The organism is bacterium (genome assembly GCA_016124905.1).
GTDB lineage: Bacteria > Pseudomonadota > Alphaproteobacteria > Rickettsiales > RI-342 > RI-342.
On record WGMV01000020.1, the window covers coordinates 38,765 to 60,950 of the forward strand.

A 22,186-nucleotide genomic window follows, 5' to 3' on the forward strand; every position below is an offset into this window, starting at 1 on the left:
TTATGGACGATCTGCTGCAGGAATTTTTAGTCGAAACCAGCGAAAGCATGGGAGAGCTGGATAACCAACTCATCGCGCTGGAAAGCGACCCGACCAACGAAGGCATTATCAGCAGCATCTTCCGCCTGCTGCACACCATCAAGGGTACCTGCGGCTTCCTCGGCCTTTCGCGCCTGGAACATGTCGCTCATGCCGGTGAAGACGTGCTCGGCAAATACCGCGACAAATCCATGGCCGTATCATCGGAAGGCATCAACCTGGTGCTGGAAGCGTTCGACGTGATCAAACACATCATGTCGCACCTCGAAAGCGAAGGCACGGAGCCAGCCGGGGATGACACCAGCCTCATCAACCGCCTGCGTGCCTATATTGGCGAAGGCGATGCCCCCGCCCACGGCAACGATGCGGATTTCGGCAATTTCCTTGAGGATATAAGCGCCACCGCACCGGCTGCGGAAGAGGAAGCCCCCGCCCCGAAGGCCAAGGGCAAAAAAACCCCAAAAGGCAAAAAAGCTGCAAAAACGGAAGAAGAACCGGCTGAGGAAATCGAAGCGGAAAAGGTGGAAGAAACACCGGTCGTAGCGGAAGCACCCAAACCTGCCCCCGCCCCGGTCAAGCTCCCCGAAGCCGCAAAACCCAAACCCGCCGCCGCCGAACATGGCGACGATAACAAGAACGCCGCCGGCGTGCAGACCATCCGCGTGGGCATCGACGTGCTCGAGCAGCTGATGCAGACCATCAGCGAACTGGTGCTGACGCGCAACCAGTTGAACCAGATCGTGCGCAGCAAGCACGACCAGGAGTTTGTCGCCCCCATTCAGCGCCTGTCACACATCACCACCGAGCTGCAGGACGGCATCATGAAAACCCGCATGCAGCCCATCGGCAATGCGTGGTCGAAACTTCCCCGCCTGGTGCGCGATACATCCAAGGATCTGGGCAAGGAAATTGAACTCGTCATGAAAGGCGAGGATACCGAGCTGGATCGCCAGCTGCTCGAAGTCATTCGCGATCCGCTGACGCACATGGTGCGCAACTCGGTGGACCACGGCCTTGAAAAACCCGACGAGCGCATCGCCGCAGGCAAGCCCTCCACCGGCACGGTGCGCCTTTCCGCTTACCATGAAGGCGGCCACATCATCATCGAAGTTGCCGATGACGGGCGCGGATTAAACACCGACCGCATCCGCCAGAAAATCATTGAAAAAGGCCTGGCTCACGAGGCCGACGTCGCTGCCATGTCGCGCCAGCAGGTGCATGGCTATATTTTCCATGCGGGCTTCTCCACCGCCGAGCAGGTCACCAACATTTCCGGCCGCGGTGTCGGCATGGATGTGGTGCGTTCCAACATCGAAAAGATCGGTGGATCCATTGAAATTCTATCCGAAATCGGCCAGGGTTCGACCTTCCGCATCAAGATTCCGCTGACGCTGGCCATCGTGCCGGTGCTGATTGTCGGTACACAGGGCAGCTATTTCGCCGTGCCGCAAATCAACGTAGTGGAACTGGTCTATTGCAAACCCGAAAGCCACTACCGCATTGAGACCATCGAGAATTCCCCCGTCATGCGCCTGCGCGAACGGCTGCTGCCCATCATCTCGCTCGGCGCGCTCATGGGCCTGTGCGGCGAGGCCATCCCCGCCACCTGCTACGTGGTGGTCTGCAAGGTGGGCAATTACGAATTCGGCATGCTCGTAGATCGAGTGTTCGACACCGAGGAAATCGTGGTCAAGCCGGTGGCCTCCATGCTCGCTTCGGTCGATCTTTACAGCGGCTCCACCATCCTTGGCGATGGCCGCGTCATCATGATCCTTGATCCCAACGCCCTTGCCCGCCGCAGCGGCGAGGCCGCTCAGGATACGGGCAAACAGGATACCGGTATCAAGAACCAGCAGATGTTTGACGAACGCAACATCCCCTTTCTGGTCTTTTCCGCCGCCGACGATACGCCCAAGGCCGTCCCGCTGGACCTGGTCAGCCGTCTGGAGGAAATCTCCCCCGACCAGGTGGAACATTCCGGCGAAGCCTATGTGCTGCAATACCGTGGCGACCTGATGCGTCTCTTTACGCTCAATGGCCAGCTGGAGAAAAACGCCGAAGGCAACTACTCCATCATCGTCTTTAACTACGAAGGCAAGATGCTCGGCCTGGTGGTGAAGGAAATTGTCGATATCATCAGCGGCCGCATGGAAATCAAAATGTCCGCCCATGTTCCGTATGTCATCGGCTCCATGGTGCTGAACGGCAAAACTACCGACGTGCTGGACGCAGGCGCCGTGATGCTGGAAGCCTTCGGCAACACCAGCCGCAAAGCGAGCAGCGGCAATGGCGTGGGCGATGCCCAGCAGCATATCGACCATAAGGAGACCATCCTGATTGTGGATGACAGCCCCTTCTTCCGTACGCTGAGCGCGCCCTTCCTTTCGGCGAAAGGCTTCCAGGTGTTGACCGCGGGAAGCGCTTTTGAAGTGGTGGACATGCTGAAAGCGCGCAACGATATCAAGCTCATTGTCTCCGACGTGGAGATGCCGGAAATGTCGGGTATCGAGCTGGCCGAACTGCTCACCAACGACGCCCGCTACAAGCACATCCCCATCATCGCCTTCTCCTCCGCCATGAATGCCGACCTCATCCGTCAGGGCATGAATGCCGGGTTTAAGGCATATGTTTCCAAGACGGACCGCGATGGCCTTCTGCGTGAAGTGGAAAACGCCCTCGCCGCCGCGCCGCAACCTGCATAGGTAAGTTATGTCGAATGATAAGACCGTACTGATTGTTGACGATGCCAAGGTGGTGCGTATGGTCTCGCGCCGCATCCTTGAGCCGCTGGGCTTTACCGTGAGCGAAGCGGAGGATGGCCAGAAGGCGCTGGATTTCGTCACCAGCAACCCCATGCCGAAACTCATCCTGCTGGACTGGAACATGCCCGTGATGGACGGCATCACTTTTCTGCGCGAGTTGCGCAAACTGCCGACGGGCGCAAACCCGGTGGTGGTGTTCTGCACCACGCACAACGAACTGCCGAACATCCAGATGGCGATGGAAAGCGGCGCCAACGAATATATCATGAAGCCTTTTGACGATGTGATTCTGAAGGAAAAGCTCTCGTTTCTCGGCCTGATCGAGGCATAAAGAGTGGCCAGAACCCCCTCCCCTTGGAAACTGCCCATGCTGCCCCCCAAGGCAGTGGCCATCGGCGCATCCACCGGCGGACCGCAGACACTGTGCGGCATCTTCACGCAATTGCGGGGCAAAATGCCCAAAGTGCCCATTTTCATCACCCAGCATATGCCGCCTATTTTTACCACCACCCTGGCCGGGCAGATAAGCCAGAGCTTTGGGCGCACTTGCCATGAACCGGTGGAAGGCGAACTCATCACCAATGAAGGCGTCTACCTCGCCCCGGGTGATTTTCATATGGTGGCAAACAAGGACGAAAAAGGTGGCTCCACCCTGCACCTCAACAAGGAACCACCGGAAAATTTCTGCCGACCTTCCGTGGATGTCATGCTGCGCAGCCTAAGTGAAGTCTATGGCAGGCACCTGCTGGTCATCATCCTCACAGGCATGGGTTCAGACGGCATGCTGGGTGCGGAGATCGCCCGCAAGAACGGCAGCGTAGTGGTTGCCCAGTCGCAGGAAAGCTGCGTGGTTTACGGCATGCCCAAGGCCGTGGTGGATGCCGGGCTTGCCGATGTCATTATTTCCGATGATCAGGTAGCGCCCTACCTGCTCGATTGCTTTGGAATCAAATTATGAGCCTTCCCGCACAGGACATGCAGTTTCTGACGGACCTGATCAAGCGGCGAACCGGCATCGCCCTGACGGACGATAAATTCTACCTGCTCGATTCACGCCTTGGTCCCGTTGCCCGCACCCAAGGTTTGGAAGGCGTGCAGGGCCTGGTGCGCAACCTCATGACCCTTGGCACGGCCGAACAGCTGGCCAACCGCAACAGCCCCATTCTGCGAGCCGTGGACGAAGCCATCGCCACGCATGAAACGCTTTTTTTCCGTGACCAGAAACCTTTCGAGGAATTCCGCACCAGACTGATCCCCGACATCCGCGCCAAAGCGGACTGGCGTGCGCCGCTTCGTATCTGGAGCGCGGCCTGCTCCTCCGGGCAGGAGCCCTATACGCTCGCCATGATGTTGAGCGACATGCCCGATGCCAAAGACAAATTACGGCCGGAAATCATCGCCACCGATCTTTCCCAGTCCATCGTCGACAAGGCGCGCGAGGCAAGCTTCTCGCAATTTGAAGTTCAGCGCGGCCTACCCATCACCTACCTGGTGAAATATTTCACCCAGAATGAAAATATCTGGCTTTTGAAAGACGACATCAAACGCATGGTCCGTTTCGACACCCACAACCTGCTCGGCACCTGCGCCCACATGGGCCAGTTCGACATCATCTATTGCCGCAACGTGTTGATTTATTTTGATGTGCCGACCAAAAAAGCCATCGTGGATCGTCTCGCCGCGCAACTGAAACCGGGTGGCCATATCATCGTCGGCAGCGCGGAAAGCCTGATCGGCATCACCGATACCGTTAAATCGGTTTCAGGCCTCAGCGCCACTTACTGCAAACCGTCCGCCTGATTATTCCACAAATTTGACATAAGTCGAGCAGTCGCCTTTGGGCTTCTTGATATCGCAGAGCATGATTTCATCCAGCGCCACACGCGCCTTGCCAATCACATTCTGGCTGACAGGATAGTGCGTTTCGTTCTTCACATCAAACCCATCGCCCCGCCAGGAATAGAAAATGGAAACCAGCCCCTTTTCCGTTTTCAAGATGCGGTAAAGCGTAAGTTCACCCTGCCCTTTGCCAAGCCCGCCAAAGCCCGATGCGCTATCCTTCAGCCTGCCGCATGCCAGCATGGCCACCATTTCATCCTGCCCGTTTTTTAGCGTTTTGGCGTTCGTATTTTCCGCCCCGCACAGGTTGGTAAGGATGGAATTCAGCTTGGCAAAATATTCGTTCGCCGTCGCCGTAGGCGAGGTGGGATAAGCCGTGATGCTGATCATCTCACTCCATTGGTCAATCGTCTGCTTTCGCGGTACAAACTCCGCGATGAAAAAGGCGCTGTCCTTTTTCTGAAATGCCGACGTCATTGGCCAGTCTGCCGACATGGGAACCACCACGAAATGCTCATACAGCGGCATGACATGCTTGAAGCTTTTGGATGCCGTGGCTTCCGCGGCCTGCACTGCCTGCGGCAGGATGAGAAGCATCAGGCAAAGAACGAGCGTTTTCATGATAAAGCCTCCTGTATGGAGGTAATTATGCACGGATCATCCGGTGGCTCAATGGCGCAAACAAAAAGGGCGGCCCAAAGGCCGCCCTCTCATTCAACCGTTAACGCTTACACGCCAGCCGGTTCAAGCTTTTTTGAGGCTTTTTCCTGTGCCTTTTCCTCAGCCGATTGCGGCGGATCCTTCAGCACATAGCCACGGCCCCACACGGTTTCGATGTAATTTTCGCCGTTGGTGTAGGAAGCCAGTTTTTTACGCAGCTTGCAGATGAACACGTCGATGATCTTCAATTCTGGCTCATCAATGCCGCCATAAAGGTGGTTCAGGAACATTTCCTTGGTCAGCGTGGTGCCCTTGCGGAGCGACAGCAACTCAAGAATGGCATATTCCTTGCTGGTGAGGTGAAGGGCCTTGCCATCCACTTCCACCGAGCGCGTATCAAGGTTGACCGCCAGCTTGCCGGTGCGAATCACGGATTCGGCATGGCCTTTGGAACGACGGACAATGGCCTGAATGCGGGCGATAAGTTCGCCTTTATTGAACGGCTTGGTGATGTAATCATCGGCACCGAAGCCCAGGCCCTTGATCTTGTTATCCGGGCCGGAAAGGCCGGAGAGAATAAGAATCGGCGTGGTGACCTTGGCGGCGCGCAGGCGGCGCAGCACTTCGTAACCGTCGATATCCGGCAGCATCAGGTCAAGCACGATGATGTCGTAATCATACAGCTTGCCGATTTCCAGACCTTCCTCACCGAATTCGGTGGTGTCGCAAATGATGCCCTCGGATGCGAGCGACAGCTCGATCGCCTTGGCGGTTGATGGATCGTCTTCGACCAACAATACGCGCATGTATGCCCCCTAACTAGCATTTACTGAGGTTTTCCCAGCCGAATCAGCCAGCCCAACCCGTTACTAAAGCGTTAATAGAGGCACTCTACATGATGTTAAGTATTTTTTCCAGATAAATGTTAAACAAACGACAAATTTTATTCAAAAAATTCTTATCTGGTATGGAGCATAGCCTTTACCCCCTATATCTAGATGTGGATATTTACCTTTATACCCCCATCAATAATTAACATGAACGCCAGCGGTTAACATACCGCATGCGCGACTATCAGCACTATGGTTATAAAGCTGCTCAACCCCCGCCAACAGGGGCTTTGGTGCTGCGCCGCACCTCAAAATGGCTTTACTGACAGACCAGCTTGATCTGATAGGGCGAATGGACGCCACCCAGGCGCACCGCGAATTCCCCTTTGGCGAGGGCGTGCTTATAGTCACCCTTGCCGCGCCCGATGGCCTTGCCGTTGACGATGGTGCCAAAACGGCTCCCCCGGTCCACCAGATAGGCCACATTCTCCTGCAGTTCGATTTGCAGATGCTTGCGAGAAATCATCAGCGGCGGCCCCTCACTGGGCAGCTCCAGGTGGTTTTGCGAACTGCCGGCCCCCGGCGCCTCTTCCTGATGTGAATAGCCGCCTATGCGAAACGGCAGCTTGTTGACCGGCACCTCAACAGGCGTGAAGATAGTGGCGAGCTTCTCACAATCGGGCATGATCACCACCTTGTCGAAATCGCACTCCACCACCGTCACGGCTTTGTCCTTTTCCGTGATTTTCTGATTTGCAGCCTGCAAACGCTCAAAAGCTGTTTTGACCAGTTGCCGCAGCGGCTGGCTGCATTGCTCGACCATCTGCATCACGGCCTGATGATCCATCACATTGAGGATGGTGATTTCCACCGCTCGCGCCGTGGCGGATCTTGGCCTGTCTTCAAACAGCCCCATCTCTCCGAACATTTCGCCCGGCCCCAGGGTAGCCAGGCTTACATCGCCATGCGGTGCTTTTTTGAGAATTTCCACTTTGCCGGATTCAACCACATAGGCGACATCGCTCTTATCGCCCTCTTTAAAGACCAGCTGGCCTGCTTCCAGTTGAACGCGCTGCATGAGCCCCTGAAACCGTTGTTACAGGTTCATCATGTCAACAAGCATGCGCTTGTTCAAGTTCCCTTTGGTTAACAGGGACGATAGTTCCCCTATGCCGCATACCCGTTCAGATATGCCCGGGCCTTTACCTGCCGCCGCGAAACACGCCGGTCATGATTTTCTGCACCTGCGAGTTATCGGAGTTATTGACCGCCGCGGTAAAGTTACCGCCAAGGTTATTGGCCTGCGGGCCGAACAACGCCATATTGGCAATACCGTTGATCTTACCGTTCACAACTGTTTCCGCACCGGCGGCATCCAGCTTTTTTAACACCACGCCGTTCAGGTTCGCCACGCCGGTATTCGGAAAAGTCGGGCCCGCGGCGCCCTTATTCATCCCGAAACGTTCATCGGCAAAACGTATATCAAGCTTGTTAAGGCGTTTATCAGGCGTTCCCATATTGATGACGGAGCTGAAATAACCTGCGCGCGCCACAGTCGATTGCGTAACCCCGCCCACCACATTCTGCTGATGGCCGATCACCTGGCCGGAATAGGTTATATTACCCGTCAGCGCAACCGAACCCAGATTCTGAGTGGGCGCACCCACCACAAACGGAATCAGCATCGCCACCTGCTCGATCGGGACACTGCCATTATGCGTGCCCGCCATATTGCCTGCCCACACACCCCAGGTGGTAAACTGGCATTTGCTGCATTTCATGGCACTCTGCACCTGCTGAAGATTGCCGAGATCGCCGTAGAGACTGGTGTTGTTGACAATCGAATCCGTCACCGCGGATGTATCCGGCATAGCCGCCATAACGCCTTGCACGTTGGGAAATGAACTGCTGCCGGTCGTATCCACAAACTGATTGGTGTAAATATCCTGATCGGCAATGAAAGTTCGGTCGGACACCAGGTAACTGTCATCGGTATTGGTCAGATTACCGAAATGCGCCTCGACATACTCGGTCCCGCCGCCTCCCATCACGCTGGAAGTATTGATGGTGCCCACTTTTTTGAGCTTCATCGTCGCTTCCACCGTTCGGTTTGGAATGCCTGCCGTAACGGAGACGCCATATTGGCTATTGCCCGCATCCCAGTCATTCATCACAGTGCTGTAGGAATCATACTCATCCGTGGAAGAGTTGTATGTGCCGATTACCCCGGCGGCGAACCCCCTTTGAACATTCAATTGCGGCGCAGGCTGCGGCACGAGTTGTGGGTCCGTCACACGGACGGCGGCCTGGTTGATATCGTAACTGTCTTGCAGGGGATAGATATCATGGTCCACCCCTGTCATCACGAAACCGTCCAGTACGCGCGTGCTGTTGACGCCATACATCAGATCGCCGGAAACATCGACATTGGAGTAATCCGCATCAAAATCAGACATTCCTGCCGTATTGGTGGAGGAGAAGGACATGCCGTAACTTCCCATCACAAGGGGAACCATGCTGAGGGTGCTGCGGTCCACCTTGCCGCGAATGGCCAGGATGCCGCTCTCATTCACAGTGTCGGTCTGGTAGCTCCAGAGGATGCCGCCGCCGTGAATCCGGTTCTGCTGCCAGTCAATCGCCAGACCATAGGGGGCCTGTTTTCCAGCATAGGTCGCCGCAATCTGTTGGGGCAGCATGCCAATGGCCGCCAGGGAACTGTCAAAACCCAGGTCATCATTAGGGTTCAGCGAATCATACCCATAATCATAAGAGAAATCCGGCAGGAATTTATAAAAGCTCACACCGGCATTGGGCAGGGCGGATGCCGCAAGCTTGGTACCCACAACCCCGTGCAGCGTTTTGCGCGTCATCAGATCGGGATGATTATCGCTGATGACATAATAATTCATCGCCCCGGTCGGGGAGTTGAAGAAACGCGCCGTAAACGGGCTTCCTGAAAGCAGGAAATTCCGCGTGGGCTGCAAGCCGCCCGCAAAATTGTAATTGTCGAAAACGAAATTCAGCTCGTCATAATCGGTTGTTCTGAAAGCAAGCCTGCCGCCCTGACGATAACCGACCATGTCATCCAGGTAACTTCCGCCCCATCCGTAATCAATAGCGCGCCCCGTCAATGGTATGGGGTTGGTGTTATTATACTGGGTGATGACCGCCGGATTGACCCCCGGCACTGAATTGGGATCGATCCCCTGATCATTGAATGTCTGGACGATGGTCTGGGCGTTACCCTGCTGCACGGCGGCGGAGTTCTGCGTCACATCGTTGGTAGGAACCGGTGGCGGAGGAGGGCTGCCCGGCCCGCCATTATTCGCCTGCCCATCGGCACCGGGGCTTTGCGGAGGGGGGTTACCGCCACCGTTCGCCTCGTTGGTGGGTCCAGCACCACCACCATTTTCTGGTCTGCCGCCTCCATTAGGGCCGCCCTCGCCCCCCGTATTAGCGCCGCCCGTTGCCGGAGGATTCACATTCACCGTGCTGGCGATCGTCTGCGGCTGATAGGGAACCGGCGGCATGGGCGCGCCGTTTGTGGGAACGGAAATCTGCGTCCCGATCTGCGTCGTGGTCATGGTGCCCTGGTCGTTCGTCACCGTCAGGCTATTGCCGAAAACCAGCGCCGCGTCCGCTGTGCCGGTTTCCGCATTCATCGACACATCCGCAATACCGCCGCGCACCCCGATGGTGGCCACCGGCGTCTTGATCGTCACCGGCTGTTTTTTGGACAATGCGCCCCCCACGAAACGGAACACACCCTTGGTGCCCGAAAGCACCAGCTTACCCGTGGATGCCTTTGGGTCGAACACGAATTCATCCACCGTGATGTCGGAATTGGGGCCGACCGTCAGCGTGGATTTATCGATAAAGATGATCTGGCTCGTGCCCTTGGCGTCGGTGGTGATGCGTTCCTTGAAAAAGACACTGTCACCCGCCTTCAGCACCCGCTTGGTGCCTTGGGCCGCGGCGGCTTCCAGCGTTTGCTTTTCAGCGCCGACTACCCCCACTTTTGGAAGCTCCGTGTCAGCGAATGCGCAAAAAGGCACCAGGGCGGCGCTGCTGAGCAGCAAATGGCGGAGTGTCCTTGCTTTCATGGTTCTTATCCTTTGTCAGGCGCGCTAATAGACTTTCCACTTAATATCAGCGAGAAGCGCATTGGCTTCGTTACGGTCATTGGAACGGATGGATTTCATGGCCAGTGCGTCGTTGAGATATTTTTTGGCCATCGCATAGGATTGCAGGTGGTAATAATGATAGCCGATACGCACCATCAGGTCAGGCTGATTGGGGTTTTGCATCAGCAGCCGCTCAAGCGGCGGCACGGCGGCTTCATGGTCGCCCACACGGTCGGCCATATCGGCATAATGCAGGGTTTTTGCCTTATCGGTGGGGTCGGCCAGCATGTCCTGAAACGCGGTTTCGAATGCGGCCTTGTCCGCATCGGTGGCCGCATGCGCCACCACAGGCGCAATGGCAAAGCCCGCCATCAGCACAGCGCTGAACAAAAGGCCCCTCAGGCGTTTCACGAATGTACCCCCACGACAAACAATAGCCTCCCACCATGCCACGTTCGCCGTAAATAAAGAGTTAACCTACTCTGAATTATATAGTTACAGACATAAACGAGGTTGCCATGAATGAAGACATCGTCCGCCGCACCTTTGGCGAAGGCCAGCTGATTTTCCGGGAAGGAACGAACACGGCGGAAGTCTACCTGATCGTAAAGGGCGAAGTAGAAGTATACCGCACGCACAAAGGAGAACGCCTGGTTCTGGCCAAGCTTGGCCCCAATTCGGTATTTGGCGAAATGGCGCTGATCGACAACCGCGCCCGCTCCGCCACGGCCGTGGCCACCAAGGTCAGCGAGCTGATCGTGCTGAGCCGCGCAGGTTTCGAAAAGAAACTGCGCGAAATGGACCCCTTCCTGCGCGGCATTTTCCGTGTATTGTCCGAAAATGTGCGGCGGCTTAACCCCCCGCAGGAAAGCGCCCTGCCCCCGCGTGTGGATGAAGTGCAGCCCTCCCTGGGCGATGCCAAGGCCGCACCGCAGGCGGCCCCCGAAAAACCGGCGGACCAGACCTAGAGATTGCTCTCCAGCCCCTTGCGATACACGCTTTCTTTCAGGCGCACATAGCTCGCCACGCGCTTGACGCCCCGCACGCGGGAAACCACGTTGGTGGCACGCTTAAGCTCTTCCTCACTCTGGGCGATACCCATCAGGTAGATCACGCCATTGACCGTTTCCACGCTGTAATTGACGGAACGCACGTATTTTTCAGCCAGAAGTTTGCTTTTCGCCTGGGTGGTGATCCAGGCATCGGACGAACGCTGAGCGAAGGTATAATGACTGTCCGTCGGATGGATCTCGTTGATCACTTCGCGCACGCCCCGAATTTCCCATGTCATGCGGACCGCTTCCACCATGGTTTCCTCATGATCCACCTCACCGGTCAACAGCACGCGCCCTTCCGTCACATCCACTTCCACATTGGCGAACATGTCGTTCATGTCCTGCTGAAAGAACTTGTGGAGTATCTGGGTGCGGATAACACCGTCATCCACAATCTCCCCCATCGAACGCTCATCTACAACCGCATAAGCGGCGCTGCCAGCGGTGGTGGCGACCGAAAATCCGGGGCATCCGTTCAGGGCAAGCATCATGCCGCACACTAAAATGGACGAAGGTTTCAAACGATTCATGTCGGCTCCTCCCATGCATGGCGAATCCACCGCGGCAGGCGGTTGGTGCTGATGGTTAGCACATCCACGCGGCAGAAGCAGCGGCGAAATCGTTTTTCTTTGCTCCGAAACCGCTCCAGCGACTGACCAATGCCCGCCAGTTGCATGGGCGCAACCGGCACTGTGCCGTCGGAACGCCAGCGCGCCTTCACTTCCAGCGCCACCAGCCAGCGCCCGCGCGTCAGCAGGGCATCCACCTCGCCAGACGGCGTTTTCCACCGCCATGCCACCAGCCGGTAACCCTGCAGCCAGTAGAATATCACCGCCAGCCATTCCGCCGCCTGTCCAAAAAAATGGGCAAGCCGCCGCCTATCCATTCCCGCCCTTCAACGCCTGCGCCAGTTCATAGGCCTTGTTGCGCGACAGCCCAAAGGCCTCGGCGGCCATACGCGCGGCATCCTTTACCGAATGCTCCTCCAGCAGATGTGCCAGATGCGCCTGCACCTCCTCTTCATTTCCCGTCACGGCGGGCGCCGCGGCTGGCGGTTCCACCACAATCACCATCTCGCCCTTGCGCGGCTGGCGCTGCCATTCCGCTACCAGCTCATCCAGCGTGCCGCGCAGCACTTCCTCATGCAGTTTGGTGATCTCCCGCGCCACCGCCGCCATGCGTGCGCCACCCAGCACGGCGGCCATATCGGCCAGGCTGGCTTCCATCCGGTGCGGGGATTCATAGAATACCAGCGTGGCATCCACCGCCGCCAGCATACGCAGGTTGTCGCAGCGCGCCTTGGTTTTTTGCGGCAGGAAGCCTGCCATCAGGAATCGCTCCGTCGGCAGGCCGGAAAGCGTCAATCCCGCCACCATCGCGCAGGCGCCTGGAACGGTGGTAACCGGCAATCCCTTCTCGCGCATATGCGCCACCACCCTGCCACCCGGGTCGGAAATCAGCGGTGTGCCCGCATCGGTAATCAACGCCACCGACTGGCCGCTTCTCACCTGTTCCTCCAGCATGCCGAGGCGCTGAAACTCATTATGCTCATGCAGCGACATCGTCTTGGTGCGGATGCCGTAATGCTTAAGCAGCACCCCGCTGGTGCGGGTATCCTCGCAGGCCACCACATCCGCCGCCTTCAGCACGTCCAGCGCGCGCAAGGTAATGTCGCGCAGATTGCCGATCGGCGTAGCGACGACATACAGGCCGGGCATGAGAGGCCGGAGCATAACAGAGGTTTGTTCCATGGTTTTTATCTATAGCATCCGACCTTCATTGGCTATACAACAGGGACAAAAATGAGGGAGACGCCCATGAAAACCCGCACCGGCATTCTGCGGTTCAGCCTGCTGGCCCTGGCCATGCTGACGCTTTCGGGTTGCGCCCAGTGGGATATCCCCTTCTTCTCATCGCCGGATGAACCGGCCGCCGAAACGCGCCAGCCCGTCGGCAATACGGCCACGGTTAAGCCGGTAACACCTCCGCGCCAACCGGCCGTCGGCAATGCGAAACAGGCGGCAGAACCAGCCCCCATGACGGCCGCGCGCACCGTAAAAATCGGCCTGCTTGTGCCACTCACCGGCCCTAATGCCAACTTAGGAAAGTCCCTGCAGGATGCCGCCTTCCTCGCCCTGAACGACAAATACAACTCCCTGCCCGCCAATGTACGCCAGCAAACGCAGATCGTGCTGATTCCCAAGGATAGTGGCCAGGATGAAGCAAGTGCGCTGAACGCCATGCGCGAGCTGAACAAGGCGGGCGTATCGCTGGTGCTCGGCCCCGTCTTCGGCCCGCAGATGCGCGCCATCCAACCCCTGCTGGCCGAGCGCAATATCATGGCCATTGCCTTCTCCAACAATAAGGACATGGCAGGCAAGAACATCCTGCTCATGAGCTTTCTGCCCGAGCAGCAGATCGGCCGCATTCTTTCCTATGCCAGCAACAAGGGCATCCAGTCCATTGCCGCCATCCTGCCGAACGACAATTACGGCGAGGCCGTCGGCGCCATTACCTACAACGAAGGCACCCGCCTGGGCATGACGCTTTCGGGCCTGGCCTATTATCCCAAAACCTCGGTCAACGTGACCAAGGAGCTTCAGCAGCTCTTCCCGCCTATCGGTCCCGGCAACAAACCCAAACCCAATTTCCAGGCATTGCTGATTCCCGAGGGCGGCGAGCGCTTAAACGCCATCGCGCGCGACATGCAGCGCATGGGCATCGATATGAAATCCATCAAGATCCTCGGTTCCGGCCAGTGGGACGACCCCGCCTTCCGCATCCAGCCCAGCCTGGCCGGAAGCTGGTTCGCCACCGCCGACCCGGACAAGCATGCCCGGTTTGAGCAGCATTTCCAGCGCGTTTACAATTACCAGCCCGTGCGCCTCGGCAGCCTGGCCTATGATGCCATCGCGCTGGCCAGCACCTTGGTGGTCAGCCAGCCATCCGCCACGCCCGATGCCATCTTCAGCACAAAAAACCTCACCCAGCCGGCCGGCTTCAACGGCCCGGCGGATGGCATCTTCCGCTTCATGCCGAACGGCGCCTGCGAACGTGGGCTCACCATCATGGAAGTGACGGAAGAAGGCGCGAGGATGATCGACCGCGCGCCGGAATATTTCATGCAGAAATAAGCTTGTAGAGAAGATGGTTCAGCACCGGCAGGCCTTTTGCGGTGGCGCGCAGATGCGTGTCATTGACCATCAGCCCTTCCGCTTCCAGCACCGCCAGCGCATCCTCGTCGATCACATCTTCCACCATATAGCCGCAACGCGCGGCGAAATGCGCACGGTCGATCCCCTGCTCCAGCCGCAGCCCCATCATCAGGATCTCCAGCGCGAAATCCTGCATGCTTTCGCTCATGCCGTCCACCACGCCATGCCCTTGCGCATTCACCTGCTCAAGCCATTTTTCGGGCACCTTGAGCGTCACGCTGGCCATCCGTTTATCTTGCTTCCAGAGAAAGCGCCCGTGCGCCCCGGGGCCAATGCCCACCCAGTCGCCGCCCTGCCAGTAGGTGAGGTTATGGCGGCATTCCTGTCCCGGTGCGGCATGGTTGGAAACCTCATACCGCGCCAGCCCCGCCGCCCCGCATAGCTCGTTCGTCACGTCGAACAGCTCGGCCATATTGTCTTCCGGCGGCAAGGCAAAATCACCACGGTTGTAACGCAGGTAAAACGGCGTTTGCGGCTCGATGGTCAATTGATAGGCCGACACATGGTTGCCCGTATGCCTCAACGCGATGGCCAGCTCCTCGCGCCAGTCCTTCACACTCTGGCCGGGCCGGGCATAAATCAGATCGAACGAAGTACGTGGCACCGCCGCCGCCACCTTGTCGAACGCCGCCAGCGCCTCCGCCGCGCTATGCTCCCGCCCCAGAAATTTCAGATCTTCGTCCTTTAAGGCCTGCACACCCATCGACACGCGGTTGACGCCGCAAAAGGCGAATTCCTGCATCTTGGCCGCTTCCACTGAGGTGGGGTTGGCCTCCAGCGTCACTTCCACATCATCCAGCGGCTTCCAGCCGGATTTCGCCTGCGCCACAATGGCGGCCACCGTCTCCGGCTCCATCAGCGAGGGCGTGCCCCCACCAAAGAAAATGCTGGTCAGCCTGCGATTGGGCAAGCGCTCCTGCCAGTGCCGCAATTCTGCCAACAGCGCCTGGCGCCACTCATCCTGCTGCACACGCTCGCGCACATGGCTGTTGAAATCACAATAGGGGCACTTGGCCTTGCAGAAGGGCCAATGCACATAAAGCGCGATGCCATCGGCGGGTTGATGCCAGTTCACTAGGCGATCCGTTCCACGCAGGCATCCGCCACCGCGCCCAGCAACGCCTGCAGGGGCTCCATCCCCCCGGCGGGCGTAATGGACAGGATGGCCTTCCTGGCCTCGACGGCCTTGGCGAGCGCGGCCTGTTTCACCGCGTCCAGCGCGCCGGTTTGATGAAGGATGCCCTGCATTTTCCCGAGGCTGGCCTCATCGGGCATCACATCGCCGGAGAATGCCTGCTGAATCCAGCTGCGTTCCTCCTGGCCTGACTTTTTATAGGCAAACAACACGGGCAGCGTCACCTTGCCTTCGCGAAAGTCGTCCCCCGCATCTTTGCCCATCGCCGCGCCGGTGGAGGCATAATCCATCCAGTCGTCGGTCAGTTGAAATGCCGTGCCGAGCATCTGCCCATAGGTATAAAGCCGGGTGATGAAATCCTTGTCCTTCCCGGCGACGATGCCTCCCACCTCGCAGGCGGCGGCAAACAGCGCGGAGGTTTTGGCCTCCACTACCCGGTAATAATCCGCCTCGGTGATCTGCAGGCTGTACATGGATTCCAGCTGCATCACCTCCCCTTCGGAAATAATGGCCGATGCATCGGAAAGCGCGCGGATGGCCTCGATGGAGCCGGCTTCCACCATGCATTGAAAGGCTTTGGAGAACAGAAAATCCCCCACCAGCACGGCCGCCTTGTTGCCCCAGATGGCATGGGCCGTGGTCTTTCCCCGTCGGCTCTGGCTCTCATCCACCACATCATCATGCAGCAGGCTGGCAGTATGGATGAATTCCACCGCCGCCGCCAGCGGCACATCCCCCTGCCCATGGTAGCCGCCAAGGCTGGCGCAGGCCAGCGTCAGCATCGGCCGCAGCCGTTTGCCACCCGCCGCCCCGATATGCGAGGCAATGGCCGGAATCAGCTCCGCATGTCGCCCCGCCGCATGGGTGATGCGGTCATTCACCGCCTCCATGCGGCTGGCGCAAAAGCTCTGTAGTTGGGTAACGGCGTTCACGAATGGCCCGTATCGGTTGCTTCAGCGGCAACCTATAGCGGGCAAGCCATGCTTAGGGCAATAGCCTAACGGACATACATCACCATGTTGCAATTGGCCTGGCCGCCATTGCACCATACACCACTCACGCCATTCCCGGTGATCCAGGTATTGTAAGTGGCGTTCAATTGGCGCGTCAGGAAGTAACAGGCATTGCTGTTACAATCACTTAAGCCGGTCCATTCCGTGTGTGTAAAGGGATTTCCAGCCGCACCTGCCCAGGCCATGCTCGTGTAGGATACACCGCAGGCAGGCGACGGTGCACGGGTGGTGGCCGTCATGGCGGCAAACTCGCAACTGGACGACATATAACGAACGTTATTATAAAGCCCGGTAGAACGCAGCATATACCCCTCGGTCAACAGGCTGTTGATGGTATTGTCATCGAATTTAAAGGTCTGGGACACGGTGGTCGCACCGGCGGTGTTGAAGGCAGCCGTGGTCGAAAGGCTGGTTTTATTCTGGCCGCCAATGCCAACCCACACCACGGTCCAGCCACCACCGCTGGTCGTCATGTCACAATACACACTGAAAGGAGCGTTGCCACCAGGACCATCAGGATCAATGGTATAAGTACCGCTGGTGGTATTGCCCGCCGCCCTTGCCGCCTTACAGCTGCTGTAATTCGTAGCGGCCTGCCAGCCGGATCCATAAGGGCTGCACGGCGTGGCCACCCAGTTGGTCGGCGCCTGATAAATCACCAGCTTGGTCGGGCTGCCCGTGATGCTCTGCACCCCGGCCATATGCGATGCAACCGGCCCCAGTGCCGTATAGTAATAACTGTCGCGCCACCATTTACCAGCCAGATAGCTCTCAATCACATCGCGCGATGAATTGGGAATGGCCGTGCCGTAAATGATCATTTCCGCAATCGAGCCCTCGTACTTCGCCGCCCCCGCCCAGCTGATGTAACACTGCCCCAGAGACAACGGCGCATTGCCAAAGCTCGGGGCCTGGTCGGGTCCCCCCAGTGAAGTGGCCATCGCCGCACCGTTAAGCCTTGAGGTCAACGTGGTTCCCACGTTACCTGCGGCCTTTACGTTGCTGTGAATATAATATTCCGCCGGAAGCGCACCTGACACCGGACTTGTAATCCCGCTGCCGGCGACATTTCCTGCAAAATAAAGATAGGTGGTACCATTATTATAGATATGCGGTATCCAGGTACATGCCACACCGGCGGTACATGCTGCGCCGTTATAAAAGCCATAGACGCAAGGATAGCGGCAACCCGCGCCACCCGCAGTGGTACAACTGCTACTGGTAAATTCACTCTTCGTCACCACAAAGTCGCTAACCGCCATATTGCCGCTAAGGCCAAGATTGGTTGCCCCATCAAGATTATGGGTGCGGAAGAAGGTCACCACCGGCCTACCATTTACCGCGGCATCTGAGAAAATCGGTCGTGCCGTGCCGGAACCGTTCACCGTGTAGCCATTCCGCCCGACCCAGCTGGAAATCTGGGCCCCCGATACTTTAGTGCTGGTGCCCGAATTTGCATCAAGCCACGCCAACACCGTGCCGAACCAGGCGGCGCTGAAATCTTCCTGCGGCAGAGCATAGACATTGATATCCGCGCTGGCGGAACCAAAGGCGTTCATCGCCGCGAACCTCAACGTGCGGTAACTGCACGAAAGCGGCATTTCACGGTTGCGGAAGCTCACATGCCGAAGCGCGTTCTGCCACTGGGCGTTGGTGGCCGTACCGCCGGCGCTGAGAAGGTTCAGCACCCCTGTGCCGGCATTATACGTACCCGTGATATTGCCATAGGCCGTGGCATCGTTATTGACGAATTGCAGAAAATCATTGGCAGAATCATATGCCCCCTGGAAGGTCACACTGATACTGTTGGTATTCGTCATGTTGGTAATCGTGACCCCATCATCCACATAGGTAGGCACGCTACCGGTCGTCCAGGTGGTATACGCCATATCAGGGAAGCTGAAATTAATGCTCGGCGCGCCGGGAACGCATGGGTTGATCACCGCCCCCCATGAGCCGTCCGTGTTGCAGGCACGTGTGGGCAGGCTGCCATTGGCGGCATAGCCCGATGCGCAGCTAGAGGCGGTAGCCGTCACGCCCGGGTTCGTATCCGGCCAATTGGCGTTACCCACATTGCTTTGCGCGATGCATCGCGCGGCCGCGCAGTTCAGGGTGCTGGTCACCCAGGTTGCCGTGTTGCCCGTGGCGGTGCAGATTTCCATCACATCACCCACCTGGTGATTCGGGCAGGGCGTATCCGCCTTGCGGGACTGGCCGACCTGATAATCGCCGCATTTCAGCATCACGCATTTATTGGAAGTCGTCACCCATAGGTTGGAGCCGCTTACCAGGCGGCATTCCTGGCTGATGGCATCGGCGTGGTTATCCGGCCCACTCATGCCCGTGGGGCAATTGATCTTGCGGGTGGCGCCCACGGTAGTGCAGGCAGTGCCATTGGGCTGACAATTGTTGCTGTAGGTCGACGCCCAGGTGCCGTTGGCGGTACAGGTTTCCGACGTATTGCCTGTAAAACCAGAGGGGCATGTGCCTGTGCGATGGCTGCCCACCGCCTGCCCGCCTGCGCAGGCGATGTTCACGCAGTTATTGCTGGATACGTCCCAGCTGGTGCCGTTACAGGTTTCATATACCGCGCCCGTCTGGTTGATGGGGCAGGCTTTCACACGCTGCAGGCCTGCTGTGGTGCAGGCATCGCCGCTGGCGGGGTTACAGGTGGAGTTTTGCGTCAGCCACTCACCGCCTTCATCGCAGATCTGCGTCACGCTGCCGGATCCGTAATTGGCCGGGCATGCGACCTGGCGTGTCTGGGCGAAAGATCCACCCGGGCAATTCACGCTGCGGCAGGTGTGGCCGCTCAGTTCCCACGCGCCGTTTTCATTGCAGGTTTCGATATAATCACCCACCAGGCCGGTGCGCGTGCCCGATGCATTCACCTCGCAACTACGCGCGGAGGATTTGCGCGTATCGCCCACAATACCGCAGGCCACGCTTCGGGCCTGCTGCACCTGGGCGGATTTATTTTCGGTCGCATACACCAGCGCGCAATCCTGCGTGTCGGTGGTGGCAGTGTAACTGCAGGTGCTGAGCCCCCATGCCCCGCCGGAATAAACAAGCCCCGGCTGGGCGCGGATAGCGCCGGAGGTCGGGTTGCCGTCGTCATAACGCGTGTCGATGTCCTTCGCTTCCTTGCCCGAAAGCACGGGATAGGCTTTCACCGCGGCAAAGCTGGTGGGCGAATAAAGAGCATTGAGCTGGGTATCTGTAATGGCGGGCGCGCCGCTTGGCATTACACCGCTTAGGGCGAGAAACACGCCGATATTGTCACTTTCACCGGCAACAAAGCCGCTATTATCCTTAGAGCCCGCCATTACCGTTTCCGTCGGGGTAAGGCTGCGCGGCGTGAATTCCTTTTTTAGCAGACCGGAAGCGCTTAAATGCTGCCAGAAAAGCAGATCCTCACGGTTACCGGTGGTGGATTCGATTTTGCCGTTACCATTGCCCCCCGCCGGGCTGCCTGGCAAAAGGGTTGACGCATTCAACAAATCGCCCGGCAATCCATGGTAGGTTTTCTGAAACTGGGCCACAGCTTCGGCCACGCCTTTGGCGTCGCTCACAATACCGGAAAGCTTGGAGCGCTCCACCATGCTGGCGCCCTGAAACACCCCGGCAATGATGAGCCCCACCACCACCAGAACGAGTGACAATTCCAATAAATTAAAGCCCGATTCCCGATTATTTTTCTTGTTACAGGCTGCATTCCATTGCATGCGTTTGCCCCTTGCCCACAGCACCTCATCCTTCAGCTTGGCACGCAACACTTGATAAAATGTTAACAAAATATGACAAATGCGACCTAATGACAGGAAGAACAAGTAGATAAGAGCAATTTTATCGCCCTCGCTTGCATTTTCGGGGCAGCCTCGCCATTATGCGCAGAAATTCCGCCCCCTACATTAACAGGATAAAGATGGAAAAATTCCCGATTACTTCCAAGGGCTATGCCCTTCTGGAAGAGGAAATCAAGACCCTCAAGACCGTCGAGCGCCCCAATGTCATCAAGGCGATCGCCGAAGCGCGCGCCCATGGCGACCTGAGCGAAAACGCCGAGTACGCCGCCGCGCGAGAAAAACAAAGCTTCATCGAAGGCCGTATCATAGAGCTGGAAGACAAGGTCGCCCGTGCCGAGATCATCGACGTGGCCACCCTTTCGGGCAGCAGGGTCATGTTCGGCGCCACCGTTCATCTGGTGGACGAAGAAACCGAAGACGAGGTGCTCTACCAGATCGTCGGGGAATACGAGGCTGACCTTGAGAACGGCAAAATCTCCGTCACGGCCCCCATCGCCCGCGCCCTTATTGGCAAGACGGAAGGCGACACGGCGGAAGTCCACACCCCGCGCGGCCTCCGTTATTACGAAATTCTGGCGGTCAAATACGTCGCCTAACCACAAGGATACACGGTGCCGGCATCCGCAACGGTCATCTGGGCACTGACGGACAGCCGCCCTGGCAACAACAGCCAGTCCACCGGGCTGGCCGCCGCCCTGACCGATGCATCCGACCGTATCGAGGCCTGGCGCGAGGTACCGCTTGATTATCGCTGGCCGGTCAGGCTGCCTTCCTGCCTGTTGCCTGCTACCATGCCCGTTGCCAGACTTCCAAACGGCACACCGGATATCATCATTGCCGCCGGTCGCCGCGCGGGCTTGGCAGCGCGCCATTTCAAACAACGGCTGGGCGGCAGGGTGAAACTGATTCAACTGATGGACCCCGGCGCGCATCGGCAGGATTTCGATCTGCTCATCCTCCCCACACACGACACCCACGCCGCAGGGCTTGCCGCCAAACACGCCAACATCCTTTTGTGCCGCGGCGCACTGCACCGCCTTACGCCGCAGCGAATCGAACAGGAAGCACGCACCCGCAAGCCGGATGTCAAAGCCTACAAAGCCCCTTTCATCGCGGTCGTCATCGGTGGCAGCACACGCTATGGCGAATTTACGGAAGCCGATGCAGCCAGGCTGGCGCGTCGGCTCAACGCCCTGGCGGAAGACCGCCACGCCACCCTGCTCATCACCACCAGCCGCCGCACCGGCCAGGCCGCGACCGACAGCCTCCTCGCCGGGCTGACCGTTCCGCATCATTACTGGCTCTGGCATGCCGACATGACGCGCGAGACCAACCCCTATCCCGGCATGCTCGGCCTGGCAGACGAGATCGTCGTGACGGGCGAATCCATGTCCATGCTGTCGGAGGCCTGCCTTACCGGAAAACCGGTTTGGATTGCCGATATCGGCCCGGCCATCGCCCCCAAGCATCACCGCCTGCATCTGGAACTGATGGAGCATGACCATGCCATGATGCTGGAAACGCCCCCTCCCCTGGCATTCAACGCCGCCCCGCTGGACGAAATGGGCCGCATCACCGGCCTCATCCAGCAGCGTATGGGACTTTAGAACCCCTAAAATCAGTTGCAGCCGGGACGTTAGAGGTTTAACACAAATCTCTGGCTTTCAGAGCCTTCTAAATACCCCCTCCCCAAGACAAAGCAAAAGGA

The 22,186-nt window shown here is 58.1% G+C and carries 19 protein-coding genes; 8 read left to right on the top strand and 11 right to left on the bottom strand.

The genetic code is table 11. The annotated features are described in order from the left end of the window. The first annotated feature begins 2 nt into the window (after window positions 1-2). From GC177_05955 to GC177_05970, 4 genes are read left to right on the top strand one after another with little or no spacing between them, the layout of a single operon-like run. Window positions 3-2,741: a response regulator gene (locus tag GC177_05955; GenBank protein ID MBI1275497.1), complete on the top strand. Its 2,739-nt coding sequence runs from the start codon at window positions 3-5 to the stop codon at window positions 2,739-2,741. 7 nt (window positions 2,742-2,748) lie between these two features. Next, window positions 2,749-3,132 (top strand): response regulator, encoded by a 384-nt coding sequence (locus GC177_05960; GenBank protein ID MBI1275498.1) that lies wholly within the window; start codon window positions 2,749-2,751, stop codon window positions 3,130-3,132. Between the two features lie 36 nt (window positions 3,133-3,168). Then, window positions 3,169-3,759, top strand: coding sequence for a hypothetical protein (locus GC177_05965; protein ID MBI1275499.1), 591 nt, complete (start codon window positions 3,169-3,171; stop codon window positions 3,757-3,759). After that, entirely contained in the window at window positions 3,756-4,601 is an 846-nt protein-coding gene (locus GC177_05970) for a chemotaxis protein CheR (protein MBI1275500.1), read from the top strand. The genes GC177_05965 and GC177_05970 overlap by 4 nt, the downstream gene beginning before the upstream one ends. On the opposite strand, the gene GC177_05975 is transcribed toward GC177_05970, so the two are convergent. The 5 genes from GC177_05975 to GC177_05995 all read right to left on the bottom strand — a co-directional run bounded on the left by GC177_05975 (window position 4,602) and on the right by GC177_05995 (window position 10,665). Beyond that, window positions 4,602-5,261 (bottom strand): hypothetical protein, encoded by a 660-nt coding sequence (locus GC177_05975; GenBank protein ID MBI1275501.1) that lies wholly within the window; start codon window positions 5,259-5,261, stop codon window positions 4,602-4,604. A gap of 107 nt (window positions 5,262-5,368) precedes the next feature. After that, window positions 5,369-6,106: a response regulator gene (locus GC177_05980; GenBank protein ID MBI1275502.1), complete on the bottom strand. Its 738-nt coding sequence runs from the start codon at window positions 6,104-6,106 to the stop codon at window positions 5,369-5,371. 343 nt (window positions 6,107-6,449) lie between these two features. Then, window positions 6,450-7,208 (bottom strand): cyclic nucleotide-binding domain-containing protein, encoded by a 759-nt coding sequence (locus GC177_05985; GenBank protein MBI1275503.1) that lies wholly within the window; start codon window positions 7,206-7,208, stop codon window positions 6,450-6,452. Between the two features lie 124 nt (window positions 7,209-7,332). Next, window positions 7,333-10,233, bottom strand: a complete 2,901-nt coding sequence (locus GC177_05990; GenBank protein ID MBI1275504.1) for a hypothetical protein — start codon at window positions 10,231-10,233, stop codon at window positions 7,333-7,335. Between the two features lie 24 nt (window positions 10,234-10,257). After that, window positions 10,258-10,665 (bottom strand): hypothetical protein, encoded by a 408-nt coding sequence (locus GC177_05995; GenBank protein ID MBI1275505.1) that lies wholly within the window; start codon window positions 10,663-10,665, stop codon window positions 10,258-10,260. Between the two features lie 107 nt (window positions 10,666-10,772). Between GC177_05995 and GC177_06000 the strand changes: the two genes are divergently transcribed. Beyond that, window positions 10,773-11,222, top strand: coding sequence for a cyclic nucleotide-binding domain-containing protein (locus GC177_06000; GenBank protein ID MBI1275506.1), 450 nt, complete (start codon window positions 10,773-10,775; stop codon window positions 11,220-11,222). Here GC177_06000 and GC177_06005 read toward each other — a convergent pair. From GC177_06005 to rsmI, 3 genes are read right to left on the bottom strand one after another with little or no spacing between them, the layout of a single operon-like run. Continuing rightward, a complete protein-coding gene (locus GC177_06005) occupies window positions 11,219-11,854 on the bottom strand; it encodes a BON domain-containing protein (protein MBI1275507.1) in 636 nt (211 codons plus the stop codon). The two genes, GC177_06000 and GC177_06005, sit on opposite strands and share 4 nt — an antisense overlap. Beyond that, window positions 11,836-12,195 (bottom strand): hypothetical protein, encoded by a 360-nt coding sequence (locus tag GC177_06010; protein ID MBI1275508.1) that lies wholly within the window; start codon window positions 12,193-12,195, stop codon window positions 11,836-11,838. The genes GC177_06005 and GC177_06010 overlap by 19 nt, the downstream gene beginning before the upstream one ends. Next, entirely contained in the window at window positions 12,188-13,042 is an 855-nt protein-coding gene (gene rsmI, locus GC177_06015; GenBank protein ID MBI1275509.1) for a 16S rRNA (cytidine(1402)-2'-O)-methyltransferase, read from the bottom strand. The genes GC177_06010 and rsmI overlap by 8 nt, the downstream gene beginning before the upstream one ends. A 69-nt stretch (window positions 13,043-13,111) precedes the next feature. Between rsmI and GC177_06020 the strand changes: the two genes are divergently transcribed. Further along, window positions 13,112-14,443: an ABC transporter substrate-binding protein gene (locus tag GC177_06020; protein MBI1275510.1), complete on the top strand. Its 1,332-nt coding sequence runs from the start codon at window positions 13,112-13,114 to the stop codon at window positions 14,441-14,443. Here the strand turns inward: GC177_06020 and GC177_06025 are convergent. From GC177_06025 to GC177_06035, 3 genes are all read right to left on the bottom strand, one after another. Further along, complete coding sequence (locus tag GC177_06025) at window positions 14,430-15,599, bottom strand: coproporphyrinogen III oxidase (protein MBI1275511.1); 1,170 nt, start codon at window positions 15,597-15,599, stop codon at window positions 14,430-14,432. The genes GC177_06020 and GC177_06025 overlap by 14 nt on opposite strands. Beyond that, the gene (locus GC177_06030) at window positions 15,599-16,591 is read right to left on the bottom strand and encodes a polyprenyl synthetase family protein (protein MBI1275512.1); all 993 of its coding nucleotides are present in this window, start codon (window positions 16,589-16,591) and stop codon (window positions 15,599-15,601) included. Before GC177_06030 ends, GC177_06025 begins: the two co-directional genes overlap by 1 nt. Before the next feature lie 65 nt (window positions 16,592-16,656). Further along, complete coding sequence (locus GC177_06035) at window positions 16,657-17,934, bottom strand: hypothetical protein (protein MBI1275513.1); 1,278 nt, start codon at window positions 17,932-17,934, stop codon at window positions 16,657-16,659. A gap of 2,663 nt (window positions 17,935-20,597) precedes the next feature. On the opposite strand from GC177_06035, the gene greA reads away from it, so the two are divergent. Further along, the gene (gene greA, locus GC177_06040; GenBank protein MBI1275514.1) at window positions 20,598-21,074 is read left to right on the top strand and encodes a transcription elongation factor GreA; all 477 of its coding nucleotides are present in this window, start codon (window positions 20,598-20,600) and stop codon (window positions 21,072-21,074) included. A 15-nt stretch (window positions 21,075-21,089) separates the two neighbouring features. Further along, the gene (locus GC177_06045) at window positions 21,090-22,085 is read left to right on the top strand and encodes a hypothetical protein (GenBank protein MBI1275515.1); all 996 of its coding nucleotides are present in this window, start codon (window positions 21,090-21,092) and stop codon (window positions 22,083-22,085) included. Window positions 22,086-22,186 lie beyond the last annotated feature (101 nt).